Annotated in this window: 20 protein-coding genes; 10 read left to right on the top strand and 10 right to left on the bottom strand. The window is 71.8% G+C overall.

From position 1 onward, the window contains the following. Positions 1-75: 75 nt before the first annotated feature. Genes WMF19_RS47975 through WMF19_RS47965 form a run of 3 tightly spaced genes read right to left on the bottom strand, consistent with a single transcriptional unit; the run spans position 76 to position 4,741 of the window. Positions 76-1,134, bottom strand: coding sequence for a hypothetical protein (locus tag WMF19_RS47975; RefSeq protein ID WP_437896467.1), 1,059 nt, complete (start codon positions 1,132-1,134; stop codon positions 76-78). Next, on the bottom strand, positions 1,131-2,795 hold the full coding sequence (locus WMF19_RS47970) for a M16 family metallopeptidase (protein WP_437896466.1): 1,665 nt from the start codon (positions 2,793-2,795) through the stop codon (positions 1,131-1,133). Before WMF19_RS47970 ends, WMF19_RS47975 begins: the two co-directional genes overlap by 4 nt. 35 nt (positions 2,796-2,830) lie before the next feature. Continuing rightward, positions 2,831-4,741, bottom strand: coding sequence for an insulinase family protein (locus tag WMF19_RS47965; protein ID WP_437896465.1), 1,911 nt, complete (start codon positions 4,739-4,741; stop codon positions 2,831-2,833). A 178-nt stretch (positions 4,742-4,919) separates the two neighbouring features. On the opposite strand from WMF19_RS47965, the gene WMF19_RS47960 reads away from it, so the two are divergent. From WMF19_RS47960 to WMF19_RS47950, 3 genes are all read left to right on the top strand, one after another. Then, positions 4,920-5,141: a DUF350 domain-containing protein gene (locus WMF19_RS47960; protein WP_272096160.1), complete on the top strand. Its 222-nt coding sequence runs from the start codon at positions 4,920-4,922 to the stop codon at positions 5,139-5,141. Positions 5,142-5,157: 16 nt separating this feature from the next. Continuing rightward, positions 5,158-6,330, top strand: a complete 1,173-nt coding sequence (locus tag WMF19_RS47955) for a hypothetical protein (protein WP_437896464.1) — start codon at positions 5,158-5,160, stop codon at positions 6,328-6,330. Positions 6,331-6,558: 228 nt separating this feature from the next. Beyond that, positions 6,559-6,969: a response regulator gene (locus WMF19_RS47950; protein WP_272096158.1), complete on the top strand. Its 411-nt coding sequence runs from the start codon at positions 6,559-6,561 to the stop codon at positions 6,967-6,969. Here the strand turns inward: WMF19_RS47950 and WMF19_RS47945 are convergent. Further along, complete coding sequence (locus WMF19_RS47945; protein ID WP_437896463.1) at positions 6,966-7,217, bottom strand: hypothetical protein; 252 nt, start codon at positions 7,215-7,217, stop codon at positions 6,966-6,968. The genes WMF19_RS47950 and WMF19_RS47945 overlap by 4 nt on opposite strands. A 337-nt stretch (positions 7,218-7,554) precedes the next feature. Here WMF19_RS47945 and WMF19_RS47940 point away from each other — a divergent pair, with 337 nt between their 5' ends. Then, positions 7,555-7,998, top strand: coding sequence for a hypothetical protein (locus WMF19_RS47940; RefSeq protein WP_437896462.1), 444 nt, complete (start codon positions 7,555-7,557; stop codon positions 7,996-7,998). 73 nt (positions 7,999-8,071) lie between these two features. On the opposite strand, the gene WMF19_RS47935 is transcribed toward WMF19_RS47940, so the two are convergent. Continuing rightward, positions 8,072-9,319 carry a P1 family peptidase gene (locus tag WMF19_RS47935; RefSeq protein WP_437896461.1) on the bottom strand — a complete coding sequence of 416 codons (1,248 nt, stop codon included), beginning with the start codon at positions 9,317-9,319 and terminating at the stop codon, positions 8,072-8,074. Between the two features lie 284 nt (positions 9,320-9,603). Next, entirely contained in the window at positions 9,604-10,218 is a 615-nt protein-coding gene (locus tag WMF19_RS47930; protein WP_437896460.1) for an NAD(P)H-dependent oxidoreductase, read from the bottom strand. 68 nt (positions 10,219-10,286) lie between these two features. On the opposite strand from WMF19_RS47930, the gene WMF19_RS47925 reads away from it, so the two are divergent. From WMF19_RS47925 to WMF19_RS47905, 5 genes are all read left to right on the top strand, one after another. After that, a complete protein-coding gene (locus tag WMF19_RS47925; protein ID WP_437896459.1) occupies positions 10,287-11,222 on the top strand; it encodes a LysR family transcriptional regulator in 936 nt (311 codons plus the stop codon). A 171-nt stretch (positions 11,223-11,393) separates the two neighbouring features. After that, positions 11,394-12,566: a hypothetical protein gene (locus tag WMF19_RS47920; protein ID WP_437896458.1), complete on the top strand. Its 1,173-nt coding sequence runs from the start codon at positions 11,394-11,396 to the stop codon at positions 12,564-12,566. Positions 12,567-13,391: 825 nt separating this feature from the next. Further along, complete coding sequence (locus WMF19_RS47915; RefSeq protein ID WP_437896457.1) at positions 13,392-15,863, top strand: FG-GAP-like repeat-containing protein; 2,472 nt, start codon at positions 13,392-13,394, stop codon at positions 15,861-15,863. A 195-nt stretch (positions 15,864-16,058) separates the two neighbouring features. After that, a complete protein-coding gene (locus tag WMF19_RS47910) occupies positions 16,059-17,012 on the top strand; it encodes a class I SAM-dependent methyltransferase (RefSeq protein ID WP_437896456.1) in 954 nt (317 codons plus the stop codon). Between the two features lie 204 nt (positions 17,013-17,216). Further along, positions 17,217-18,560 (top strand): serpin family protein, encoded by a 1,344-nt coding sequence (locus tag WMF19_RS47905; protein ID WP_437896455.1) that lies wholly within the window; start codon positions 17,217-17,219, stop codon positions 18,558-18,560. A gap of 1 nt (position 18,561) precedes the next feature. On the opposite strand, the gene WMF19_RS47900 is transcribed toward WMF19_RS47905, so the two are convergent. The 4 genes from WMF19_RS47900 to WMF19_RS47885 form a co-directional block, all read right to left on the bottom strand. Further along, positions 18,562-19,542: an HTTM domain-containing protein gene (locus tag WMF19_RS47900; RefSeq protein WP_437896454.1), complete on the bottom strand. Its 981-nt coding sequence runs from the start codon at positions 19,540-19,542 to the stop codon at positions 18,562-18,564. After that, positions 19,539-20,093: a hypothetical protein gene (locus tag WMF19_RS47895; RefSeq protein WP_437896453.1), complete on the bottom strand. Its 555-nt coding sequence runs from the start codon at positions 20,091-20,093 to the stop codon at positions 19,539-19,541. The genes WMF19_RS47900 and WMF19_RS47895 overlap by 4 nt, the downstream gene beginning before the upstream one ends. Positions 20,094-20,331: 238 nt before the next feature. After that, positions 20,332-20,655: a hypothetical protein gene (locus tag WMF19_RS47890; RefSeq protein ID WP_437896452.1), complete on the bottom strand. Its 324-nt coding sequence runs from the start codon at positions 20,653-20,655 to the stop codon at positions 20,332-20,334. Between the two features lie 289 nt (positions 20,656-20,944). After that, positions 20,945-21,694 carry an SDR family oxidoreductase gene (locus WMF19_RS47885; protein ID WP_437896451.1) on the bottom strand — a complete coding sequence of 250 codons (750 nt, stop codon included), beginning with the start codon at positions 21,692-21,694 and terminating at the stop codon, positions 20,945-20,947. Positions 21,695-21,800: 106 nt separating this feature from the next. Between WMF19_RS47885 and WMF19_RS47880 the strand changes: the two genes are divergently transcribed. Then, entirely contained in the window at positions 21,801-22,577 is a 777-nt protein-coding gene (locus WMF19_RS47880; protein ID WP_437896450.1) for a helix-turn-helix domain-containing protein, read from the top strand. Positions 22,578-22,693 lie beyond the last annotated feature (116 nt).

The following is a 22,693-nucleotide window of genomic DNA, read 5'->3' as shown; positions in this document are numbered from 1 at the left end:
GCTGTTTTGTGCGCGGCGCTGCCTCGGCGCCGCGCGGCTACCGGGTGACGGACGCGGCGGCGCGTCCCGGGGCGGTCACGGCGAGACGCAGGGCACGCTCGGCGCGGCGTCCGGCGAGAGGAGCGACGGCAGCCAGCGCCGCAGCACCAGGGGCACCATGGCGTCGTGGGGCATCGGCTCCGTCGGGATGAGCGGCTCGAGCTCGCGGAGGACGCCCGGCGCCGCAGGGTGCGCGTCGACGCCGCGCTGGAAGGCGCGGCGGAAGTCGGCGATGGGGCGCTTGACCCAGGTCATCGTCTGCCACGACACGACGACGTGCGTTGTCGGGCGCGAGCGAGCGAGGGGGAGCGCGATGTCGACGTCCATGCACGTGTCGATCACGAGCGCCGCGTGCACAGGGGTCGACGCGCTCAAAGCGGCCGCGACGCCGCCCGCCTTGTTGCAGCCGCCGCCGGAGTGGCCCGCGACGACGACGCGCGCGCGGTCGACGGTCGCGACGCCGCGCAGCCGCGCGGCCGTGGCGTCGAGGAACGCGTCCAGATCGAAGGCGGGCCAGCTCGTCCGCGCGACGGCCACGGCCGCCGGCAGCACGGCGCTCGGCGCCGCGACCAGCATCGGCGGGATCCGGCCCGCTTCCATGAGCTGCGCCGCGATCCGGCGCACGTCGCCCTCCTGGCCGCCGCCCATCCAGCGGTGCTCGATCCGCGCCTCGTTGGTGCCGTGCAGGAACACGAGGATCGGCAGCGGCCGCGCGGGATCGGCGGCCGCCAGGCGGTGCACGAAGGCGCGACCCCGCCAGCGCCGCTCCGGCGGCACCGCGGGCGCGGCATCCCCGGCCTGCGCTGCGCCCTGCTCGGCGGCGCCGCTCGCCGGCGCAGACGGGTGCTCGTAGTCGTACGTCGCGCCGTCGAGCTGCATGGCCGCCGCCGTCGACGCCGCCGGCACGGGGGCCGCCGGCGCAGGCTTCGGCTGCGCCCGCACGGCGCCTGGAGAGGACGCGGCCGCGAGCCCCGCCGCGAGCGCGAAGGCGCGCATCGCCGGCGCGAAGGCGGGCTTCGCCGGCGCGAAGGCGCGCATCGCGGGCGCTGGACCACGCGGCGCGCGCGCGCCCCCGCGGCGCCCGGCGGCCGTCACTGCGGCTCCTCGGCCGGCGCCGCGCGGCCAGCGCCGGGCGCCGGGGCCTGCGACGGGGCGGACGAGGCGCTCGTGTCGCGCGGGATCGTGCGCTTCCGCTCGAAGGCGCGGGTCGGGTCGACCACCTTCACGTCCCCGAGGCGGCTCAGCATCGGGCCGATCGCCTGGGCGTCGCCCACCACGACGATCGCAGCGTGCGCCGGTCGCACGTTGTCGTGCGCGACCTTGCCGGCGAAGGCCGGCGTGATGTCCCGGAGCTCCTTGCGGTAGCTCTCCTGGTGGTCGTCCGGCAGATCGAGCGCCTGCATGCCGGCGATCTCGTCCGCGAGCCCGGTGGCCGTCCCGAGGCCGAGGCCGAGGCCGGCCGTGAGCCGCCGCGCCGCGGCGTCGACCTCCTCCTGCGAGGGCGCCGCGGCCGCGAGCCGCTCCACGTGCTCGAGCATCGCCTGCGCGGCGAGGCCCGTGCGCGCCGCAGGGACGCGGACGTGGGCCAGGAGCGGGACGGGCCCGTGCGCGACGTCGAGCGGCGCCGCGGACACCTCGCGCGCCGGCCCGCGCGGCTCGAGGAGCTCCTGCGAGAGGCGCCCGGAGGGGCCGCCGAGGACCTCGCCCGCGACCGCGATCGCGGGCCACTCCGGGGCGCTGCGCTCGGGGCCGAGCGCGCCGAGGAAGAGCTCGCTCTCCGCGCTCTTCGGGCGATCGACGATCGTGATCTTCAGCGACGCCGGGGCCACCGGATCGGTGAACGAGAGCGCCGGGGGCTCCTCGCCGCGGCGGTCGGTGAAGGCCTTCTCCACGGCCGCGCGCGCCGCCTCGGGCGTCGTGTCGCCCGCCACCACCACCACGGTGTTCTTCGGGACGTACCACGCCGCGTGGAACGCGCGGCAGTCGGCGGCGGTGATCTGCGGGAGCTCCGCCGCGGTCGCGCCGAACGAGGCGTACGGGTGCAGCTCGGTGGGGAGCGCGTAGAGGTCGCGGAAGAGGACCATCAGCGCTCCCCAGCGGCCGTCCGAGCGCGCGCGCTCCCTCGCCGCCTCAGCGGCCTGGGCCTTCAGCCTGGCGAGCTCCGCGGCGTCGAGGCGCGGCCGCTGCACGACGAGCCCGAGCAGCAGGGCCGCCTCCGCGAGGCGATCGCTGGGCGCGCGCAGGCCGATCACGGTCGCGTCGAGGCCGGTGTCCACCCGCAGCGAGGCGCCGAGCGACTCGACGCGCGCGAGCACCTCGCGGCCGGGGAGGCCGCCCGCGCCCCCGCGCAGGAGGAGCTCGCCCGTGAGCGCGGCGAGCCCTGTGCGCTCGCCGTCGGCCGCGGAGCCGCCATGGATGACCACCCGGACCTCCACGAGCGGCAGCGCGCGGCTCACCGCCGTGGCGACGCGGAGGCCGCTCGGGAGCTCGGCCCAGGCGATCGGGGGCATGCGCGCGGGCTTCGCGGGGCCGGACGGCGGCGGCTGCTCCCCGCGAGCGACATCGGCCGGCGGCGCCGCCGGCGCAGACGTCGCCGGCGCGGGCCTCGCCGGCGCGCCCGCCTGCGCGTGCGGCTGCGGCGCCTGCCCAGCAGCGCAGCCGCACGCCACGGCCGCCGCGAGCGCCGCGGTCCAGGAGAGCCAGGGGCGCGCTGTCCGCCGCCCGCGCAGGTCGCGTCGCTCGCTTCGCTCGTTCATCGGGTCACGCCTTCTCCGTCGCCCGCCTCTTCGCGTCACTTCTTCGTGTGTTTCGCCGGCTTCCTCGGCGCCTGATCCGGCGCGGGCCGGCTCGCCGCGCCGCGCGCCTTCGCCGGGCGCTTGCCCGGCGCGGCCTTGTGCGTCGCCTTGCCCGACGCGGCCTTGCTCGCCCCCTTGCCCGACGCGGCCTTGCCAGGCGCCGCCTTCTCCGCGCCCTTGCCCGGCATCGCCACCTCGGCGTCCTGCCGCGGCGCGCCGGTCGACGCGCGCGGAGGCGGGGCGGCTCCCGGCACCGCAGGGGGATAGGTCTCGACGATTGTCCGGCGCGTCGGGCCGAGGTGCTCGCGCGCGACGCGCTGCACGTCCTCCCGGGTCACCGCGAAGTAGCGCGCGAGCTCCCCGTTCAGGTGGGCGGCGTCCCCGAAGAGGAGCTCGTGCTCGCCGAGCGCCCGCGCCCGCGCGCTCGCGTCCGCGAGGCCCGACAGGAACGCCGACTGGAGCAGCCGGCGCGCCCTCGTCAGCTCGGCCTGCGAAGGTCCCGCCGTCGAGAGCGCCCGGATCTCGCCCTCGATCAGCTTCTCGACGTCGCCGACCTGGGCGTCCTCGGCGAGCCGCACGTCGATGGAGAAGAGATCGGGCCCGCGGTGCCCGTCGATCGCGACCTGCACCGACCGCGCGACGGCCTTGTTCCCGACCAGGAGCGCCTGGAGCCGCGAGCTCTCCCCGCGCCCGAGCAGCGAGGCCGCGAGCGCGAGCGCGTGGTGATCCGGGTGCTCGGGCGGCGGCGCGGCCCACCCGTAGAGGATGGACGGCGCGCGGGCGGCGCTGTCCCTCACGACGCCGGTGCGCTGGCTCGTCTGCTCGGGGAACGGCACGTCCTTGAAGGGCGCGGCGGAGACGGCGGGGATGCCGTCGAAGTACTCGTGCACGAGCGCCATCGCCGCGCCCGCCTCGAAGCCGCCGGCGATCGCGAGCACCGCCGTGTTCGGGCCGTAATGGGCGGCGTGGAAGTCGCGGACCCACGAGAGCTCCGCGCCCGCGAGATCGTTCGCCTCGCCGAGCGCCGGGTGCTCGTGGGGCCAGTACCCCTGGAAGACGAGCTCGCCGAGCCGGATCGCGCCCTGGCCGTGGGCGGCGCCGAGGGTCGCGCCGCGCCGCTCGATCGCGTCCCTGCGCTGCGCCTCGAAGCCCTCTGCGCTCGGCGCGGGCGCCCTCATGCGATCGGCCTCGATCCACAGCGCCAGCGCGAGCTCGTTCGCGGGCGCCACCGCCGTGTAGGTGGTGCGATCGACGTCCGCCTCGGCGTGGAGCTCGCCGCCGCGCTCGGCCACGAGGCGCTGGGGCTCGCCCGCCGGCAGGCTGCGGCTGCTCCGGGCCATCATGTCCATCACGAGGCGCGCCGCGCCGCTCCTGCCGCTCGGCTCGTCGCGCGAGCCCACGTCGTACGTCACGGCCACCGCGACGGTGGGCGAGCTCTCGTCGGGGCTCAGCACCACGCGCAGCCCGTTCTTCAGCGTGACCCGCTCGACGGGCAACGCGAGATCGAGCGGCGCTTCCGCCGGAGCCGCCGCGGCGCTCCTCGGCGCCCCCGCCGCGTGCGCCGCCTTGCCGATCGGCGCGCCCCCGCCGCGCAGCGCCTTGCCGGCCGGCGCGTGCGCCGCCTTGCCGGCCGGTACGCCCGCCGCCTTGCCAGGCTGCGCGCCACCGCCGTGCGCGCGCCCACCGGCCGGCTTGCGATGCGCCCCGGCAGCGCCCGCCCGCTGCGCCGAGGCGCGCTGCGGGCGCGCTGCCGCCTGCGGGCGCGGGCCAGCCGGCCGCGCGGCGGCGATCGGCGCCGGCTCGCCGGACGGAGGCGCCGCTGCGGCGAGGTGGGGCGCGCCTGCGCAGAGCAGGCCGAGCGCCGCGAGCGCGGCCGTGAGGGCGCGGCGGGGCAGGGTTCGGCGCACGGTCGTGGACACCGCAGGGCGATAGCACGTCGCCGCCCGGGCGCGCGCGTCGAGGACGCGACGCGGCGCAGCGACCGCGCTTCACCCTGCCGGCCGACTCGCGTAGGCTCACGCCCCCCGAGCTCACGACGTCACGAGCGCGCGCCGCGCGCCGCCCCGCGCCCAGAGAGAACCGCCGATGCCCGACGTTCAAAATTTGATCAAAGCCGTCATCGGAACGCTCGTCTTCGTCGCGGTCGGGCTGCTCGTCTTCCTGCTGGCGTTCGTGCTGATCACCAAGCTCACCCCCTTCTCCATCCGCAAGGAGATCGAGGAGGACCAGAACACGGCGCTCGCGATCGTGATCGGCTCGGTGATCCTGGGCCTCGCCTGGATCATCTCCGCGGCCATCCACGGCTGACGCGCAGGTCTCGGCGTTGGCCTCGGCCGGGCCCGACCTCCTCGGCGCGCTGCCGGCCGGGCCCCGCGGCGCGGCGCGCGGCGGCTTCCTGTGGGGCCGCGGCATCGACCTCGCGGTGTTCGGCGGCTCCGCGGCGGTCGCCCTCGCCCTCGCCGCGCTCTCGACGGGGGGCGCGCTCCCGGCCTGGGGCTTCCTGCTCTTCGTGGTCGGCGTCGACGTGGCCCACGTGCACACGACGCTCTTCCGCACGTACCTCGACCCGGAGGAGCTCCGCCGCCACCCCGCGCTCTACGCCGGCGTTCCGCTCGCCTGTTACGCCGCCGGCGTCGCGCTCCACCTCGCCTCCGAGCTCGCCTTCTGGCGCGCGCTCGCCTACGTGGCCGTGATCCACTTCGTCCGCCAGCAGGTCGGGTGGGTCGCGATCTACCGCGCGCTCGCGGGCGAGCGCTCGCGCGTCGATCGCCTCCTCGACGACGCGCTCGTCTACGCGGCGACGGGGTGGCCGCTCCTTTACTGGCACGCGCACGCCCACCCCCCGCGCGCGTTCCAGTGGTTCGTGGACGGCGATTTCGTGAGCGCGCCCTGGCTCGCGGCCGCGGTGGGCCCGCTCGGCGCGGTGTACGCCGCGCTCGGCGTCGCGTACGTCGCCCGCGCGATCCAGCGGGCCTGCGTCGACCGCGCGCCGCTCAACCTCGGCAAGCACGTCGTCGTCGCGACGACCGCGGCGACCTGGTACGTCGGCATCGTCGCGACCGACAGCGACTTCCAGTTCACGGTGACCAACGTGATCGTCCACGGGGTCCCGTACATGGCGCTCGTCTTCGCGTACGCCCGGGAGCGGGCCCGCGAGGCGCCGCGCTCGCTGCTCGCGCGGGTCCTCGCCTCCGGGCTCCTCGCCTTCCTCGGGATCGCGCTGGCGCTCGCGTTCGTCGAGGAGATGCTCTGGGACCGGCTCGTCTGGCACGACCGGCCGGAGCTCTTCGGCGGCGCGCTGACAGGGGACGAGCCGCTCCTCGGGCCGCGCGCGCGGGCGCTGCTCGTGCCGCTGCTCGCGCTGCCGCAGGCGACCCATTACCTGCTCGACGCGGTGGTCTGGCGCCGTCGCCACACCGGCCCAGCCCAGGCGCGCGCGCTCGGGTTCCGGCCCGGAACGCCGGAGGGCGAGCGGGGCGAGAGCGGAGAGGCTTGACCCGCGGCGCAACTCCCGTAACCCTCGGCGCTTCGCATGGCTTCGCTCGCGGTGCCCGTGCTCCCGCCACGCCCCTCGCCCGCTGCTCGGCGCGGAGCGGCGCCGCCCCCGCGTAGCCCGGAACCATGTCCGGAGAAGATCCGACGATGCTGAGGGCATGCAATGCGTGCGCGGTGTTCGCCTGCTATCGCTCCTGCATGCTTGCGCAGTCTGGAAGAGGTAACAGCGATGAGTGAACCCTTGCCAACCGACGGGCTCAACGGGCCGCGCGTGACGCCGATTCCCCCGAACCCGCGCGCCCCCGTCCTCCTGGTCGACGACGACGCCGAGCTCCGCGAGATGCTCCGCGAGATGCTCGAGTCGTCGGGCTACGATGTCTACTGCGCCAGCAACGGCAGGGAGGCGCTCGATCTCCTGCACCAGGCGGACCCGCCGCCCGGGCTCATCCTGCTCGATCTCATGATGCCGATCATGACCGGCGAGGAGATGCTCGCCGCGCTGAAGCAGGTGCACGCGCTCGCGGCGATCCCGGTGACCATCGTCTCCGGCCACGACGGCCCGCCCGAGGGCACGGCCTACCTGAAGAAGCCCGTCGACTTCAGCGCGCTGCTCGGCGTGGTCCAGAAGACCTGCGGCTAGCCCCGCCGGCCGAGCGCGGCCAGAGCGTCGACCGGAGCGCCGGCCGGAGCGTCGACCAGCGCGCCGACCTGGACGGGCGACGGCGATCGCTGGCTCATCGCCGCGAACGCGAGGAGCGCCACGACGGTCAGCAGGAGAGCGAGCGCGAACGCCGCGGCGAGGAACAGGATGGCGAGCGACGCGCGCTCGCTCCCGGCTTCGCCCGCGCCCTGGTCCGGGTCCTCGTCGCGTCGCTCTGGCTCATCCACGCTCCGCCCTCCGCTCGCCGGCTGTGCTTACCGCCTCGCGCAGGATGGCGCAACGGACGCGGCAACGACCTCCGTGTCCGCCGCGTTCACCGGGCGCGGCGGCGTCCCCGGCGGACGCGCCCGTCCGGACATTGTCTGTCCGGAAGGACCATCGCCGTCCGCCTCCAACGGCTGTAGGTTCGCCTCCTCGGAGGGCGTGAGAATGGCAGAAGGCCGCACCAGCGACGCTGCGGAGAAGAGCGGACAGGCGAGCTCCGATCGCCTGTGGATCCTTGTCAACACAAGTCTTCGTGAGTCTGCGCCAGAGCGCGTAAGTGGCCGCCCCCCGCGGGAAACCATGGTGATACGTGATGGCGATACCCTCCTCGTCAGCGTCGATGTCGGCCGGGGCCGCGGCTCGGCGCTCACCGTGCCATTCAACAGGGTAGAGCTCGGTCGCCTGGAGGCGACGCTGGTGGTGCGGCTCGCGGCGACCTCCGCCCCGTGCGCCGCCTGCGTCGACGAGAGCCTGGCCAGGGCGGCTCAGGAGCCCGGGGGGCTCGACACGGAGCGCGTGTTCTGCGCGGTGCGCGCCGCGATCGCCGGCTGCGCGCAGCGCGCGCACGGCGATCGCGGCGCGGCCGACGCCGGCGGGCCTCCGCCGGAGAGCTCGGGGCCGCGGCCCTTGGGCACGCTCCGGCTGGCGCCGGTCAACGCGCCTCACGTGCCCGCGGGGGGCGCGGCGGGGGCGGGGGGCGCGACGGGAAAGGAGAGCGAGCTCGAACTCCTGCTGATCATCTGAGTCGAGACTTCGCTCTTCCCGGGGGGGCGCGCATGTCGGCTCTCGATCCGGCGTCGCGGCGCGCAAATCCGGCTCAGCGTCCCGGCTCACCGAGCCTCCCGTACCGCCGCATCGCCTCGCGGAGCCGGTCGAGCGGGATGGCGTGGGCGACGTGGTCGCCCTGTCCGAACGTCGTCGTCGCCATGGTCATCGCGTTGAGGATGGCCTCCTCCACCGCCTCTTCGGCGCCCTGGAACATCGGGTTCAGGCGCGCGTCGTCCACCTCACGCAGATCCCGAGTCAGCCCGCCGGGCGCGGCCGGCACCCGGTTGCCCGTCGCGAAGGCCAGGAACAGGTCGCCGCTGCCGTCGCGCGATATCGTCCCTGTGCGCCCCACCGCGAGCGCGATGCGCCGCGCCACCCGCTCGAGCTGCCGCGCGGACAGGGGCGCGTCGGTCGCGACGACGGCGAGCAGCGAGCCTTCGCCGTGGACAGCCGGCACCGGCAGGAGATCGCGGATCTCCTGCCCTACCGGCACCCCGTCGACCCGGAGCTCGCCGCGCGCCCCGAAGTTCGCCTGCACGATGGCGCCCACAGTGAACCCGCCCGCGGCTTCCGGCAGGACACGCGACGCCGTCCCGATACCGCACTTGAAGTCGTAGCAGATCATCCCCGTCCCGCCGCCGACCGCCCCTTCGTCGACAGGGCCATCCGCGGCGCGCTCCGCCGCCTCGAGGACGTCCTCGGCCGACACGTGCAGACCGCGGATGTCGTTCAACACGCTGTCGTCGCACTCTCCGACGATCGGTGTCACCGTGGGCTCGTCCACGCCGATGCCCGGATAGCGCCGGAGCATGTACTGGATCGCCCCATCGAGCGCGCGGCCCACGGCGAGGGTGTTGGTGAAGACGATGGGCGTCTCGAGGACCCCGAACTCCATCACATAATGGAGGCCGGTCATCTCCCCGTTCCCGTTCAGGACGAAGCTCGCGGCGGGGACCTTGTTGTGCCAGAAATCATCGGACGTCGGCAGGATGACGGTCACGCCCGTGCGCACCGGCCCCTTGCCCGGGTCGAGCCGGCCGGCGCCGCGGTGGTGGGTCACGTGCCCGACGCGCACGCCGTGGACATCGGTGATCGCGTTCAGCCTCCCGGTGGGCAGGCGGCCGATCACGATGCCGAGATCCCGCGCGCGCCGGCGCGCCTCGCCGGCGGGCGCCGCGGACAGCGCACCGGCGCTCGATGCGGGAGGGAGAGGCCGAGGGCCGGCGCACGCGAGGAGCGAGGGCAGCAGGAGCGCCGCGGCGAGCGCGGCGTCGGAGCGGAGGCGTGGACGACGCATCGGCGGGAGGATAGCTGACGGCGGTGCCCTCGAGCCCCGCTCAAGGAGCCGCAGAAAAGTCCTTACGCGATCTGCCCCTCCTGGATGAGCAAAACCATCTCGACCCATCATCCACGCAGAGAAGGTGCCACTTTCAGGCGGTGGGCATTCCCCCACCCTGCGGGAACGATGAAACCGCCAAGACGCCATAAGACGCCATTTTTCATTTATTTATTCTTGGCGTCTTTTGGCGTCTTGGCGGCTCAAAAGACCCCAGCAAGCCCCGAATGCCCCACCACCGACCTTCACGCAACAGCCAGCGTGCGGGAGGATCTGGCGGGGAATTGCCGCGCATCCCGCTCGCCGATGCGCTCCATCTCCCGGAGCCATGCCGCTCGTTGCTCCTGGGTCCGCGTCTTCTGATCGAAGAAGGTGGTCTCGCGGACGGGCCCAAAGCCGACGAAGCGCAATGTCGCGTTGATGAACGAGGTGTGGACGGAGCGCCAGTGCCAGAATCGGTACCACCAGCCCGGGCTATCCATCGTGGTCACGACGCGCGCGCTGCGGCCGGCGAGCAGCCCCTCGGGAAGCGCGCTCCGCTTTCGATAGGCGAACGACCATCCTGGCAAGAAGGTGCGATCGATGAAGCCCTTGACCAGCGCGGGCGGCCCTGCCCACCAGGTGGGGAAGAACCAGGCCACGTGGCTCGCGCGCTCGATGGTGGCCTGGGCCTGGCGGAGATCGGGCTCGAGCTCCTGCTGACCGCTGAAGCCAGCGCGCAAGTGCGGATCGAAGGTGAGCGAGCGCAGGGCCAGGAGCTCGACGCGGGCTCCGCCTCGTTCGAGGCCGCTGGCGTAGGCCCGAGCGAGCGCGTCGCTCAGGCTGTCGGGGGCTGGGTGACCTTGGATGACGAGGTGCATGCGTCGATCTTGCCCATGCAGCAGCGTCCGGGTAGACGGTTCTGAGCAGGCGTGCCATGCGTGGATGCATGGCACGCTCTCCCGCGTCCCCGCCCGCAGGCAGGCCGCTCGCCGACCTGGATTGGGCCGATCTGCGCCTCTTCCTGGAGGTGGCGCGCGCCGGCAGCTTCTCGTCCGCCGCCCGCAAGGTCGGCATCGAGCAATCGACGGTGAGCCGGCGCATGGCGACCTTCGAACGAACGCTCCGGGTGGCTGTCTTCGATCGGCTGCCGGGAGGCTCCATGCTCACCCCGCTCGGCGAGCAGCTGCGTCGCCACGTCGAGTCGATGGAGGCCGGCGCCGACCAGTTCGTGCGCGAGGCCAGCGGCCACGAGAGGGAGGCCGAGGGGATGGTCCGACTGGCGCTCACCGAGTCGATCGCCGTACACGGCGTCATTCCGCGCGTGCTCCCGGCGCTCGCCGAGAGGCACCCGCGCGTGTCGCTCCACCTGCTGACCAGCTACGAGGTGGCCGATCTGGGCCATCGTGAGGCCGAGATCGCCGTGCGCTTCTTCCGGCCGAAGAGCGGCGATCTGGTGGCCGCGCGCATCGTCACCCTGCCCACGGTGCCTATCGCCCACCGCAGGCTCTCGAAGAAGGGCCGCGACGAGCTCGACTGGATCGGCGTCGATCTGGGCCGCACCCCCACCGTCGAGGACGACTACCAGAAGCGGCATGTAAAAAAGGCCCCGAAGCTCATCGTGAGCAGCTACATCGCCCAGATCGAGGCCGTGCGCGCGGGGCTCGGCGCCGCGGTCTTGCCGTGCAGCGCGCTCGATCTGGACGACGACCTGGTGGAGCTCGATCTGGGCCTGCCCGCAGGTCCAGTGCTCGAGCTCTGGCTCGTCACGCCGCGCGGCCTGCGCCAGGTGCCGCGCATCGCCGCCGTGTGGAGCGCCCTCGAAGAGCACCTCCAGTTCCTGAACGCCCCGCGACGCGCGCGGGCGCGCTTGCGCTCGCGATGAGCCGCATCGCCGGCGCAGGTGATCTCCCCTGTCGCTGAGGATCGAGCGCAGCTCGAGAGCGCACGGCTCCTGAGCGACCAGGCTGTGCAGGCATGGCCGAGGTGTCGGCTCGCCCACGCTTGTCTTCTCGGCTAGCATCCGCGGCGCGCTGCAGGCGCGAACGAGGTTTCCATGATCAAGGCAACGAAGCACACGCCTCTCGCCACGACCATCACCGGCTCTCTGCCGCGGCCGTCATGGTATGTCGCGAACCTCGCGGGCCGCAGGTTCTCGATGGCCATGGCCGATCTCGTGTTCAGGGAGCAGTACACCGACACCCTCGCCGTACACATCACCGATCAGATCCGGGCAGGCCTCGATATCCTGACCGACGGCGACGCCCGCTTCGATATGGATGTCGGCGGCCGCTCCTGGTTCAGCTACCTGGCCGAGCGCATGGAGGGCCTCGGCGATCCCGGGCTCCGGCCCCAGCCCTGGACGTCGCCGAGGGAGAGGGCCGCAGGCGACATCCTCCACGAGGTGATGGAGGCTCGCCTCCCCTTCTTCGTTCGCGGCCCGGTCGGCCGGGGAGGGCTGGAGTACGCGCGCGTCTGGAAGGCGGCGCAGCGCATGACCCACAGGCCGATGAAGTTCGGCACCTGCTGCGGCCAGCTCCTGGAGGTCGTCGTCCTCAACCAGCATTACGCGAGCCGCCGCGAGCTGCTCTTCGCGATCGCCGACAGCCTCAACCAGGAGCTGCACGAGGTCGCCGACGCGGGGTGCCCCGTCGTCCAGCTCGAGGAGCCCTTGCTCCATTACATCGCCGGTCATGACCAGGGCGCCGAGCTGGACACGGAGCTCTACATCGACGCGTTCAACCGCGAGGTCGCCGGGCTGCGCGACAAGACCGAGGTCTGGGTGCACACCTGCTGGGGCAACCCGGCGGCGCAGCGCGTGGAGGTGGTGACGAGCGGTTACGAGGGCGCGCTGGAGCTGCTCGATCGGCTCGACGTGGACGTCATCACCTTCGAGGCCGCGAGCGACGGAGGCGCGGCGCTCCCGGCGATCGGCCAGGCCGTCGGCAAGGACAAGAAGGTCTGCATCGGCGTCGTGCACCACCGCAGCCTGGAGGTGGAGACCCCCGAGCAGGTCGCGGGGCTCATCCGCAAGGCGCTCCGGTTCATCGAGCCGGAGCGGCTGATCCTCAGCAGCGATTGCGGCTTCGGCCGGCAGGGCATGAGCCGGATGCACGCCTTTCACAAGATGGTGTCGCTGGTGCGCGGCGCGAACCTCGTCCGCCGCGAGCTCGGGCTCGACCCGGCCCCGTGCCTCGCGGCCGAGCAGCGTTACTCGATGCTCGCATAGCCCGCGGAGGTCGATCCGGGGAATGGCGCTGGCCTGCTGACGCATCCCCTCAAATTACACCAGTGATTTCGCGGACAAACGCATGCTCTTGGAGGATTTCTGCGTATGCGTCCATGAGCACGACAAGTCGCTCCTCCCTCATCTCCGGGATGGCCATCTACCAGCAACAGCCCTGGTTGTAGAGCGACATGGTGCGATGCTTCACCGTGTTTGCCTTCAGGAATCGGTCGCTCCGCGCCCTTGGATTCCGTGCCTCCGAGGAAGCCCTCCGTGCGCTGATCTCGCACGCCGCCAAGAGTAACCCTGGAGCAGCGTGACATGCACGTCAGCGCCGGCGGATGCGGCGGTTCACCTGCTCCCGTGGTCCGGTACATGCTCTCCAGCTGCTCCTGGAACGTCTCATCGAACAATTCGTGCCGGTGCAGCCTGAGAAAGCCGAATAAGGCTCGCACCCCCGGGAGAATTGAAATTCAGACCGGAGGCTACCGAGAGCCTCCCGGGAGAATTGAAATTCAGACCAGAGCCTGTCGAGCCCCCTCCGGAGAATTAAAATGCTCACCGGAGCACTGGCGCAGCTGTAGGGTTGAACGATTCAGATGGCACCGGACGTTCCACACCTGCGCGGCCTGTTCTTGCCCATGCTGCGCAGCCTCGGTCACGCGGCCAGTCCCTGCCGGCCGCTGGCCGGCTGGGCGAGCCTCCTCGTCTCCGCTCTCCGCAGAATCCCGCAGGCTCCTCGCCAATTCCACGTCCATCGCAGGGGCACGCATCATGCTCTTGCATCTCCTCGCCTCGCGACCCGCGGGCTCAAAGGCAGGAGTAGCCATGTCGAAACAGACCGAGTCTCCCTCTTGCTGGCAGCGCGCCGCAGCGCGCAGCGTCCTCCTCGTTGGATTGCTCGGATCGAGCCCGCTCGCCATCGGGTGCTACGCCGCCAAGGACGACGCGCCGGACGACCAATCGGGGGAGGCCGCCGGGGCGCTCACGCTCCCCACAGGGCCCCAGTTCAGGGACCTCTACATGGTCGCCCACGAGGACGACGACCTGCTTTTCATGAGCCCGGACGTGCCCGAGAGCATCCGCGCCGGGCACACCGTACGCACCGTCTATCTCACGGCCGGCGACGCCGGCAAAACCAGCGCCTACTGGAAGGACGGGCGCGAGGCGGGCATCCGCGAGGCCTATGCGCTCATGGCCGGCGTGGTCAACAGCTGGACCGAAAGCGTCGACACGGTACAGGGAAAACCCACCTATCGCTTCACGCTCGACGGCAACCAGCGCGTCTCCGTCGTCTTCCTGCGCTTGCCCAACGGCGGCAGCGGCGACGGCTTCCCCTCCCCCTCGGGCGATACCGACTGTAACCGCCCGGGTAACACGAGCCTGAGGAACCTGTGGAACGACGCCACGGGCGCTTATACGGTCCCGGTGCTCGGCACCTGGGGCAGCTGCGCCGGCACCACCTACACGAAGGGCGAGCTCGGCGCGGTCCTACGCTCGCTCGTGCAGAGCTTCGGCCCGACGCGCATGCACATCCAGGACCTGAGCGACCTGTACGGCGGCGGCCACCCCGATCACATCCACGCGGGGAAGTTCGCGTTCAACGCGCACCACGCCTATGCGGGGGCGCATCAGCTCGTCGTGCACCGCGACTACAACATCGCGAACGAGGAGGAGAACCTCTCGGCGCGGCAGAAGGCGGACAAGACCGACGTCTTCTGCGCCTATGCGGAGCACGACGAGAATATCCGCGACTGCTCGACCTACGGCGACGGCGCGCACGGCTCATGGCGGGGCAGCCAGTATTCGAGCGCCCAGGTCACCTATGCCCACGGGTGGCTCGGCGGCCTCTCGGACAAGTGCCTCGACCTCCCGGGCGGCAACGCGACGAACGGCACCACGCTCCAGATCCGCGACTGCGCCGACGTGCCGCATCAGAAATGGACCCTCACGGGCGGTAAGATCCAGCTCGCCGGCGCGAACAAATGCGTCGATCTCCTCGGCGCGGACACCACGAACGGCACGCCCGTCCAGATCTGGGACTGCGCCGACGTGCCCAACCAGAAGTGGACCCTGACCAGCGACGGCATGCTGCGCGGGCTGGACGGCAAGTGCCTCGACGTGAGGGGCGCCGATCCGGCCAACGGCACGGTCGTCCAGGTCTGGGACTGCGTCGCGCAGCCCGCGAGCGGCGGTGGCCTGGAGGTCGTCCCGCAGCAGAGCTGGACCCCGCGCTTCGGCCCGGTGGCCGCCTGGACGAGCGGCGGCCTGCTCAGCGATAGCGACGCGTCCGGCCGCTACGGGCTCTACTCGTTCTACTATGGCTCGGTCCGGCTCGGCGATGTGAACGGCGATCACCTGGCCGACGTCTGTGGCCGCCGCCCCGACGGCGTTTACTGCGCCCTGAACCAGGGGGGCGCCAGCTTCGGCGCTCTCGCGCTCTACACCGAAGAGTTCAGCGACGCGCGCGGCTGGGGCACCGAGATGCACGGCATGACGCTCATGCTCGGGGACGTGAACGGCGACGGCCGCGCCGACGCCTGCGGCCACGGCGGCAACGGCATCTTCTGCGCGACCGCGAACGCGACCGGCACCGCGTTCGTGCCCGACTTCCGCGCCTGGACGTCGTCGTTCTCGAACGCGACCGAGTTCGCGGCCGGCGCGCAGTACTACGGCTCACTGCGCCTCGTGGACGTGGACGGCGACGGCTACGCCGACGTCTGCGGCCGCGGCGCCGGCGGCATCCAGTGCGCGATCAACAACCGGCAACGCGCCTTCGAGCTCGCCGCCACGTGGCTCGGCACCGAGTACCTCGATTCGCTCGGCTGGGGCGCGGAGCGGTACGGCATGACCATCGCGTTCGGCGACATCAACGGCGACGGCCGCGCCGACGTGTGCGGCCGCGGCGGCGGCAAGATCTTCTGCGCCACCGGCAAGGCCGGCGGCGGCTTCGAGAACCCGCGCAGGTGGTCGCTGCGGAACGATTTCGCCGACGCCGGGACGCCGACCGGCTGGGGCGCGTCGCGCGCCGATTACGGATCCATCCGCCTCGGCGACGTCAACGGAGATGGTTACGCCGACGTGTGCGGCCGCAGCCCGACAGGCCTGGTCTGCGGCCTGTCGAGCGGCAACGGGCTCGACCACGTCCGCCGGATCCTGCCGCAGGACTACACCGACGTCGCGGGCTGGGGCGTCGACCGCTACGGGATGACGCTGGAGCTCGCCGACCTCGACGGCGACGGCGCTGTCGACGTGTGCGGCCGCGGCGGCGCCGCCATCCTCTGCGCCCACGCCCGGTAGCGTTCCTGAACGTCCACGCCGCCCGGACCCTCGCGGCGTCGAGCCAGTTCGACTCGATGGTCGCCACGTTCATCACGGGGGCGCGGGTGTACTCCGCGTAGCTGCCGTTCATCGTCCGGCCCAGCCCGCCCGCGGGGTAGCCTGTCGGGAGGCGCGCTTCCGCGCCGGGAACCAGTGGGAAAAAGGGGCAGAGCCATGCTGAACAGGATCTGGGATCGCCACCGCGCCGCCGGGCTCGACGCAGCGGCGGCCGCCGTCGCCGCGCCGTCGCCGGAAGGCCTTTGTTACCTCGCGATGCTGGCGTTCTCCGACGAGCGCTACGCGGACGCCGCGGCCTTCGCCGCCCGCGCCGCGGAGGCCTCGCCGGGAGACATCCTGTTCGAGGCGGCCGCGGCGCACCTCGCGCGGGTCGCCCGGGAGGGGAAGCGCAATGTCTACGTGTCCGCCGAGGGGTTCGCCGCCTTCATTCGCGGCGGCGGCAATGTGCCGCTCTACCGGGAGACCAGCGCGGCGCTCGCCGGCCAGTACCCGGAGGCGCCGTTCGATCTGCTCGACATCGGCGCCGGCGATGGATTGGCCCTCCTGCCCGCGCTGACGCCGGCGGTCCGGCGGGTCACCGTGGCGGAGCCGGCGGCGCCGCTGCTCGAGCGTTGCTCCGCGGCGCTCTCCGCGCGAGGGGTCGACTTCGAGGCCTTCGGCGGGCGACTCCAGGATCTCGCCGCCGACCCGGGCATGGCGCCGCGGCGCTGGGCGGTGGCGCAGGCGACCTTCTGCCTGCACGCGATCGCTCCGGCCGAGAGGCCGGCGCTGCTCCGCTGGGCGCGCGCGCATTGCGATCTGCTGCTCGTCGCCGAGTTCGACGCGCCGCGCATGGACGAGCCGCTCTCGCCGGACACCGCGCGGCACGTGCTCGCGCGCTACCGTGAAGGGCTGGCCGAGTACGCCGGCGCCGATCTCGACACGGTCGCGCAGGGCTTCCTGATGCCGGTGCTCTTCGGCTATGTGGACCGCGGCGCCACCCGCACCACGTTCGAGCACCCCATCGACGACTGGGCGGCGCTGCTGCACGAGGCCGGCTTCGCGCGCGTCGAACGCCGGCTGCTCCATCGCTACTGGTGGGCGCCGGCCTGGATGCTGGCGGCGCGCTGAGGCGCCTTGCGGGGTTTCTGGTGAGCGAGCCAGCTCCGGGCTTGACAGGGCCTCTTGTGCCAGAACGGGCCAGCCGTTCGCCGGATGTCAGGGTTCGGGGGCGCCCCGCGCGCGGCGGCCAGGTCGCTCCGCGCGGTTCGCCTCGGAAACACACGAGCCCGCGATCGCGGCCGGCGCGGCACGGCCGATGCTGGACGGGGCGGCATGCAGCGAACCATCCGAACCTGCGCTCCGCTCTTCGCCCTATCTCTGGCCGCCATCCTCGGTTGCGAGGCGTCCACCGATCCCAACACGAACCCGAACCCCGACACCGGGGACGAGGAGTGCAGCGACTCCGACAGGGCCATCTGCGTGATCGCCTCGGACAAGCAGCGCATCTCGAGCCCGGACGTCCCTCCGGCGGACAAGACCGCGCTCGTCTCGGGCAACTCTGCGTTCGCGCTCGACCTCTACCAGGAGCTCCGCCAGGAGCCCGGCAACGTCTTCTACTCGCCCTACAGCATCTCGACGGCGCTCGCGATGACGTGGGCCGGCGCGAAGGGCGAGACCGAGGCGGCCATGGCCGACACGCTGCGCTTCGACCTCGGGCAGGACAAGCTCCACCCGGCGTTCAACTGGATCGACCAGGAGCTCGAGAGCCGCGGTCAGGGCGCCCAGGGCGCCGACGGACAGGGCTTCCGGCTCAACGTCGTGAACGCGCTCTGGGGACAGATCGGCTATTCGTTCGAGGCCCCCTTCCTGGACACGCTCGGGCTGCACTACGGCGCTGGAATGCGCGTCGTGGACTTCGTGGGCCACCGGCAGGAGTCGGTCGATCTCATCAACGGCTGGGTCAGCGACCAGACCGAGGGCAAGATCGAAAAACTGGTGCCCGTCGAGGCGATCACCGCGGAGACGGTGCTGGTCCTCACGAACGCCATCTACTTCAACGCCGCGTGGCGCACCCCGTTCGAGCCCACCGCGACGGAGGACGGCGCGTTCGAGACGGCCGATGGGACCGAGGTGACGGTGCCGCTGATGCGCGGCAGCCTGGAGATGCCCTACGCCGAGGGCGACGGCTACCAGGCGGTCGCGATGCCCTACGATGGGGACGAGCTGTCGATGGTGATCCTCCTGCCGGCGAAGGGCACGCTCGACGCGTTCGAGGCGTCGCTCGACGCGGCGAAGGTCGACTCCATCGCCGGCGCGATGAGCGAGCACCTGGTCGACACCACGATGCCCAGGTTCAAGTTCGAGTACGAGCTGAGCCTGAAGAAGACGCTGGAGGCGATGGGGATGGAGATCGCGTTCACGCCGGGGGCCGCGGACTTCACCGGCATCAACTCCGGCGGACAGCCCTACATCCAGGACGTCATCCACAAGGCGTTCGTCGGTGTGAACGAGGCCGGCACCGAGGCGGCGGCCGCGACCGCGGTCATCGTCGGCGACGAGTCGGCGCCCCAGCCGGCGTCGCTCGCGCTCGTGAATCCCTTCCTGTTCCTCATCCGCGACAACGCGACGGGCAGCATCCTGTTCGTCGGCCGCGTCGCCGACCCCAGCGCGGGCTGACTCAGGCCTCGCCACGCCGAGCCCAGCGTGCCACAGCCGAGGGCGCTCGCGTCTGTCGAGGGTCCGCCTTCACGCCGAACGCGGCGATGGTGAACACCGACATGATGGCGCCGAAGACATGGAGCCTCATGAAGACGGCGATTCCGAGGTGCAACCCGACCGTGGCTGCCACCCAGAGTCGCCGGGTCCGACGTGGCCAGATGAAGAACGGGTACCCGATCTCCACGAGCAGCACGAGCCACCCCGCGGCCACGGCGATCCAGGCGTGGTCAGCGAGCCACGAAAAATCGAACCGCCGGTACTCGGGCAGCATGAGCGAATGCCACATCGCGTCGCCGTCCCACCACGCTGAGCCCAATGCCTTTTCCACACCGCTCGAGAGGTAGACGAGACAGAGGTGCAGCTGCACCACCCGCAGCCCGAGGCGCGCTGTCGCGCTCGGCTCAGGCGGCGCTCGCCCGAAGGCACGATCCAGCGACAGCGCAGCGCCAGAAGGCATGAAGATGAGGTAGAACAGGAAGATGTTCGCGAACTGATCTGCTCCGTAGTTCGTCCTTTCCGCGGTCATCATCAACGTCAAATGCAGGAGCCAGGCGCACGCCGCGGAGAACCTCGTCCTCCAGCCGAGCAGGAGACCCCCCAGCGACAGCATGTAGAGCGCACCCACGCCAGCGATCACCGAGCTCTCAGCGACCCCGAGGCGCGAGAAGGCATTCACGAGGTGGCCGATCCGGGGGAAGCCGATCGCGCCAGCCCCGTCGAGGAGCTGTCCCTGAACGATGCCCGAACGCGAGTACAGCTCGGAAACGATGGGCGCGATCAGCGCCGCCTGCATCAAGAGGACCGACGCGAGCCCTATCCGGAGCGCTGCCAGGGGCCGCGCCGACGCGGGTGCGAACGCGAATCGCCCCATCGAGCCCCACAGGCGCGCAGCCGCCTCTCTGGCCTTCGGCAGGAGGAGGGTATGTTGCCGCTGCCTCATGGCGTCGCCTCTTTGTCGATCTCGCCGGCAGCGAGCTGCGTCTTCAGGTTGAACTTGGCCTGGTATTCGGCATACCACCGCGGCTGTTTGCCCGCGCGATACTCCGCCATCGAGGGCAGGTCGTAGCTCTCGAGTCGGACGACGACGCTGTCCGCCTCTGGGTGCCTGGCGAACACCTTCGCTACCCAGGACGCGATCAGGGCGCGCCTCGCGGCCGGGTCCTGCTCATCCCAGTACATACCGATGATATTCTTGATGCGGAGGTCCGCTTCCCGGTTCGCCCCTGTCTCCAGCACCTCGGTCGTCAGCGTTCCCGCGCGATCCCTGACCTCGAAGGTGGCCCAGGGCAGGGGCCCGACGCTCGGAGCAAAGAAGGAATACGCGCTGCTGGCCCCGGAGAGCGCGCCATAATAGCTCACCGCGGGCTCCACCCAGCCTCCATACGGCAAGCGCACGTGCAGCACACCCAGCACGAGCACCAGCCCGAGGTGGATCGCAGCGGCGGGAAGCACGAAGAGCAAGCCCTTTTCTATGTTTCCTGTCTCCTCCATGGAGCTCACCCCCATGGATCCATATTGCGCGCGGCGTGCCACCCGCTTTCGCCACCCACGTTTCCAATGCGTCGCCATCGGGCCGCAGAGCACCCCGCCGCCGGGCGGCGACGCTCGACGTGCGATGTCTCGTCGCAATCGCCCGTGATGTTCGACTCCGCGCTCGGCAAAGCGGACCCGGCATTCCGTGACGGCCGAGTCCAACGCCGCACCCATCACGGTAGAGCTTGTACCTGCGCTAGCGCCGATGGGGCCGGTAGTAGCCGGTAGCCGGACGGTAGTAACCGGCGGCCGGGCGGTAGTAACCGGCGGCCGGGCGGTAGTAGCCGGCGGCCGGGCGGTAGTAACCGGCGGCCGGGCGGTAGTAACCGGCGGCCGGACGGTAGTATCCGACAGCCGGACGGAAGGGATAACGCACACTGTCGGGCGATGTTGGCGGTGCTGTTTCCTCGACGAGATTCAGGTTGTCGATCGGCACCGTATTCGCCGCAGAAGCAAGCGCGGAGATCCCGCACACTCCTGCGCTGACGGCGATGAGGCCAAGAATTTTCAAATGGTTCATTTGTCGGCTCCCCTCCTCTTCGGTCGCGTGACGTCGCGCCCACGGACACGACGGTGCGCCCATGACGATGCAGGAAACAGGCCGAGTTTGACCGGTGCGGCAGGTGGCAGGCTGCGGATCGCAGCGCACCAATCATTCCTGAGTTGTGGGTAGGTCAGGTGAAGATGTGCAACGCGTGAGCAGCGCACTGCGACACTGCAGCATCAGCGGCATTACAGCCATTCATGGCAGTCGAGGACCTACCCCAGCAGGGGGCATCCAGGTTCTTGGGCGACCGTGTTCAGGACGTTCACCAGGGCAGCGGTCCCTCCTCGTTCGAGAAGGTGCCCGTCGGCCCGTTCGCGTCGAGCAGCGCCAGCCGCACCGGCTCACGGGCCCCTTGCTCCACGCTGCGCGTCCCCCTGAAATTGTTCAGATCCGTCGCGGTGAACCCCGGGCACGCCGCGTTCACCTTGATCCGCGTCCCCTCCAGCTCGTTCGCGAACGCCACCGTGATCGCGTTCAGCGCGGTCTTCGACGGCACGTACGCCGCGTTCGGTGTCCGGTGCGGGTTCGACGGATCGCGCTGCTTCGCCAGCGACCCCACCTCGCTCGACACGTTGACGATCCGCCCCGCCGGCGCCTCGCGGAGCAGCGGCAGCATCGCCTGCGTCACCGCGATCACCCCGAACACGTTCGTCTCGAACACCGCCCGCACCTCGGCGACGGGCGCCACGCTCGGTCGGCTCGCCTTCAGCAGCTCCTCGAACGGCGTCCCCGGCTTGCCGGCGTGCGAGATCGCGGCGTTGTTCACGAGCACGTCCAGGCGCCCGAGCTCGCGCCGGATCCACGCCGCCGCCGCGGCGATCGAGGCGTCGCTCGTCACGTCCAGCTGCACCGCGCGCGCCCCGGACCCGACGCTCTTCGCGGCCGCTTCCCCGAGCTCCAGGCTCCGCGCCCCGACGAGCACCGTGAGGCCGCGCCCCGCGAGCTCCTTTGCGATTTGAAGACCGATTCCCTTGTTTGCCCCGGTGACCAGGGCGACGAGTTTGTCATGCATGGCCCCAGTGTGCGGCCGCCCCGAGCGCCCACTAGGCGATCCTTGGCGCGACCTATCCGCCAAGAATGCCCAAGCCCCGCTCCCCCGCGCACGCTACCGTCCCGACATGACGGACTCCGTCGAGCTCCCCGTTTCGGTGCCTGGCCTCCGCGTCCTCCGGACGACCGCCCAGACCGTCCGCACCGGCGTCAAGCAGTACTACGCCGTCGCCCGCGTCGAGCGCGGCGGCTTCGACTGGTGGGGGCGCGGCAACGCGTGGCACAGCCCTCCCGGCTCCATCCTTGTCAAGGAGCCCGGCGACGTCCACCGTGACCTCGCCCTCCACGGGCCCACCGTCTTCACCGCCGTCGTCCTCCCCGCGAACGACGTCGCCCGCGCCCGCGACGCGGGCAAGGTCGTCGCCATCCCCCACCTCGAAGCCGGGGACGAACGCGCCGCCCCCTTCCACCGCCTCCACGACGCCATCTGCGCCGGAGCCGATCGCCTCTCCCTCGAGGTCGCCCTCGCCGAGGCCATCGCCACCTTCGGCCGCCTGAGCAGCGCCCGCTCCGACCACACACGGCCCGTCCGCCGCGCCATGGAGTACCTCCGCGAGCGCCTCGCCGAGTCGATCACCCTCGACGACCTCTCGGCTCACGCCTCCCTCGACAAATTCCACCTCTGCCGCGCCTTCCGAGCCCAGATCGGCATGCCTCCCCACATGTACCTCACCCACCTCCGTGTCCAGCGCGCCCAGCAGCTCCTCACCCAGGGCGTGAGGGCGTCCGAGCTCGCCCCGCGCGTCGGGTTCTATGATCAGAGCCAGCTCACGCGGCACTTCAGGAGGATCGTCGGGGTGACGCCGGCGAGGTACGGGAACGCGAGGGTGAGCGTCGCGGGGTAGGGGACGTACTCGAAGGCGAAGTGCGCTGCGGCATCGCTTCAGAGGTCGCGCTCGCCGCCTGGAGCTCGCCCTTCGCCGCCGAGCGCTCGAGCCTCGTCATCTCGCCTTCCCAGCGC

It is taken from the genome of Sorangium sp. So ce124 (genome assembly GCF_051525235.1).
Lineage (GTDB): Bacteria > Myxococcota_A > Polyangia > Polyangiales > Polyangiaceae > Sorangium > Sorangium atrum.
Note: the sequence above shows the minus strand (reverse complement) of the source record. Positions and strands in the feature narration are given on the sequence as shown.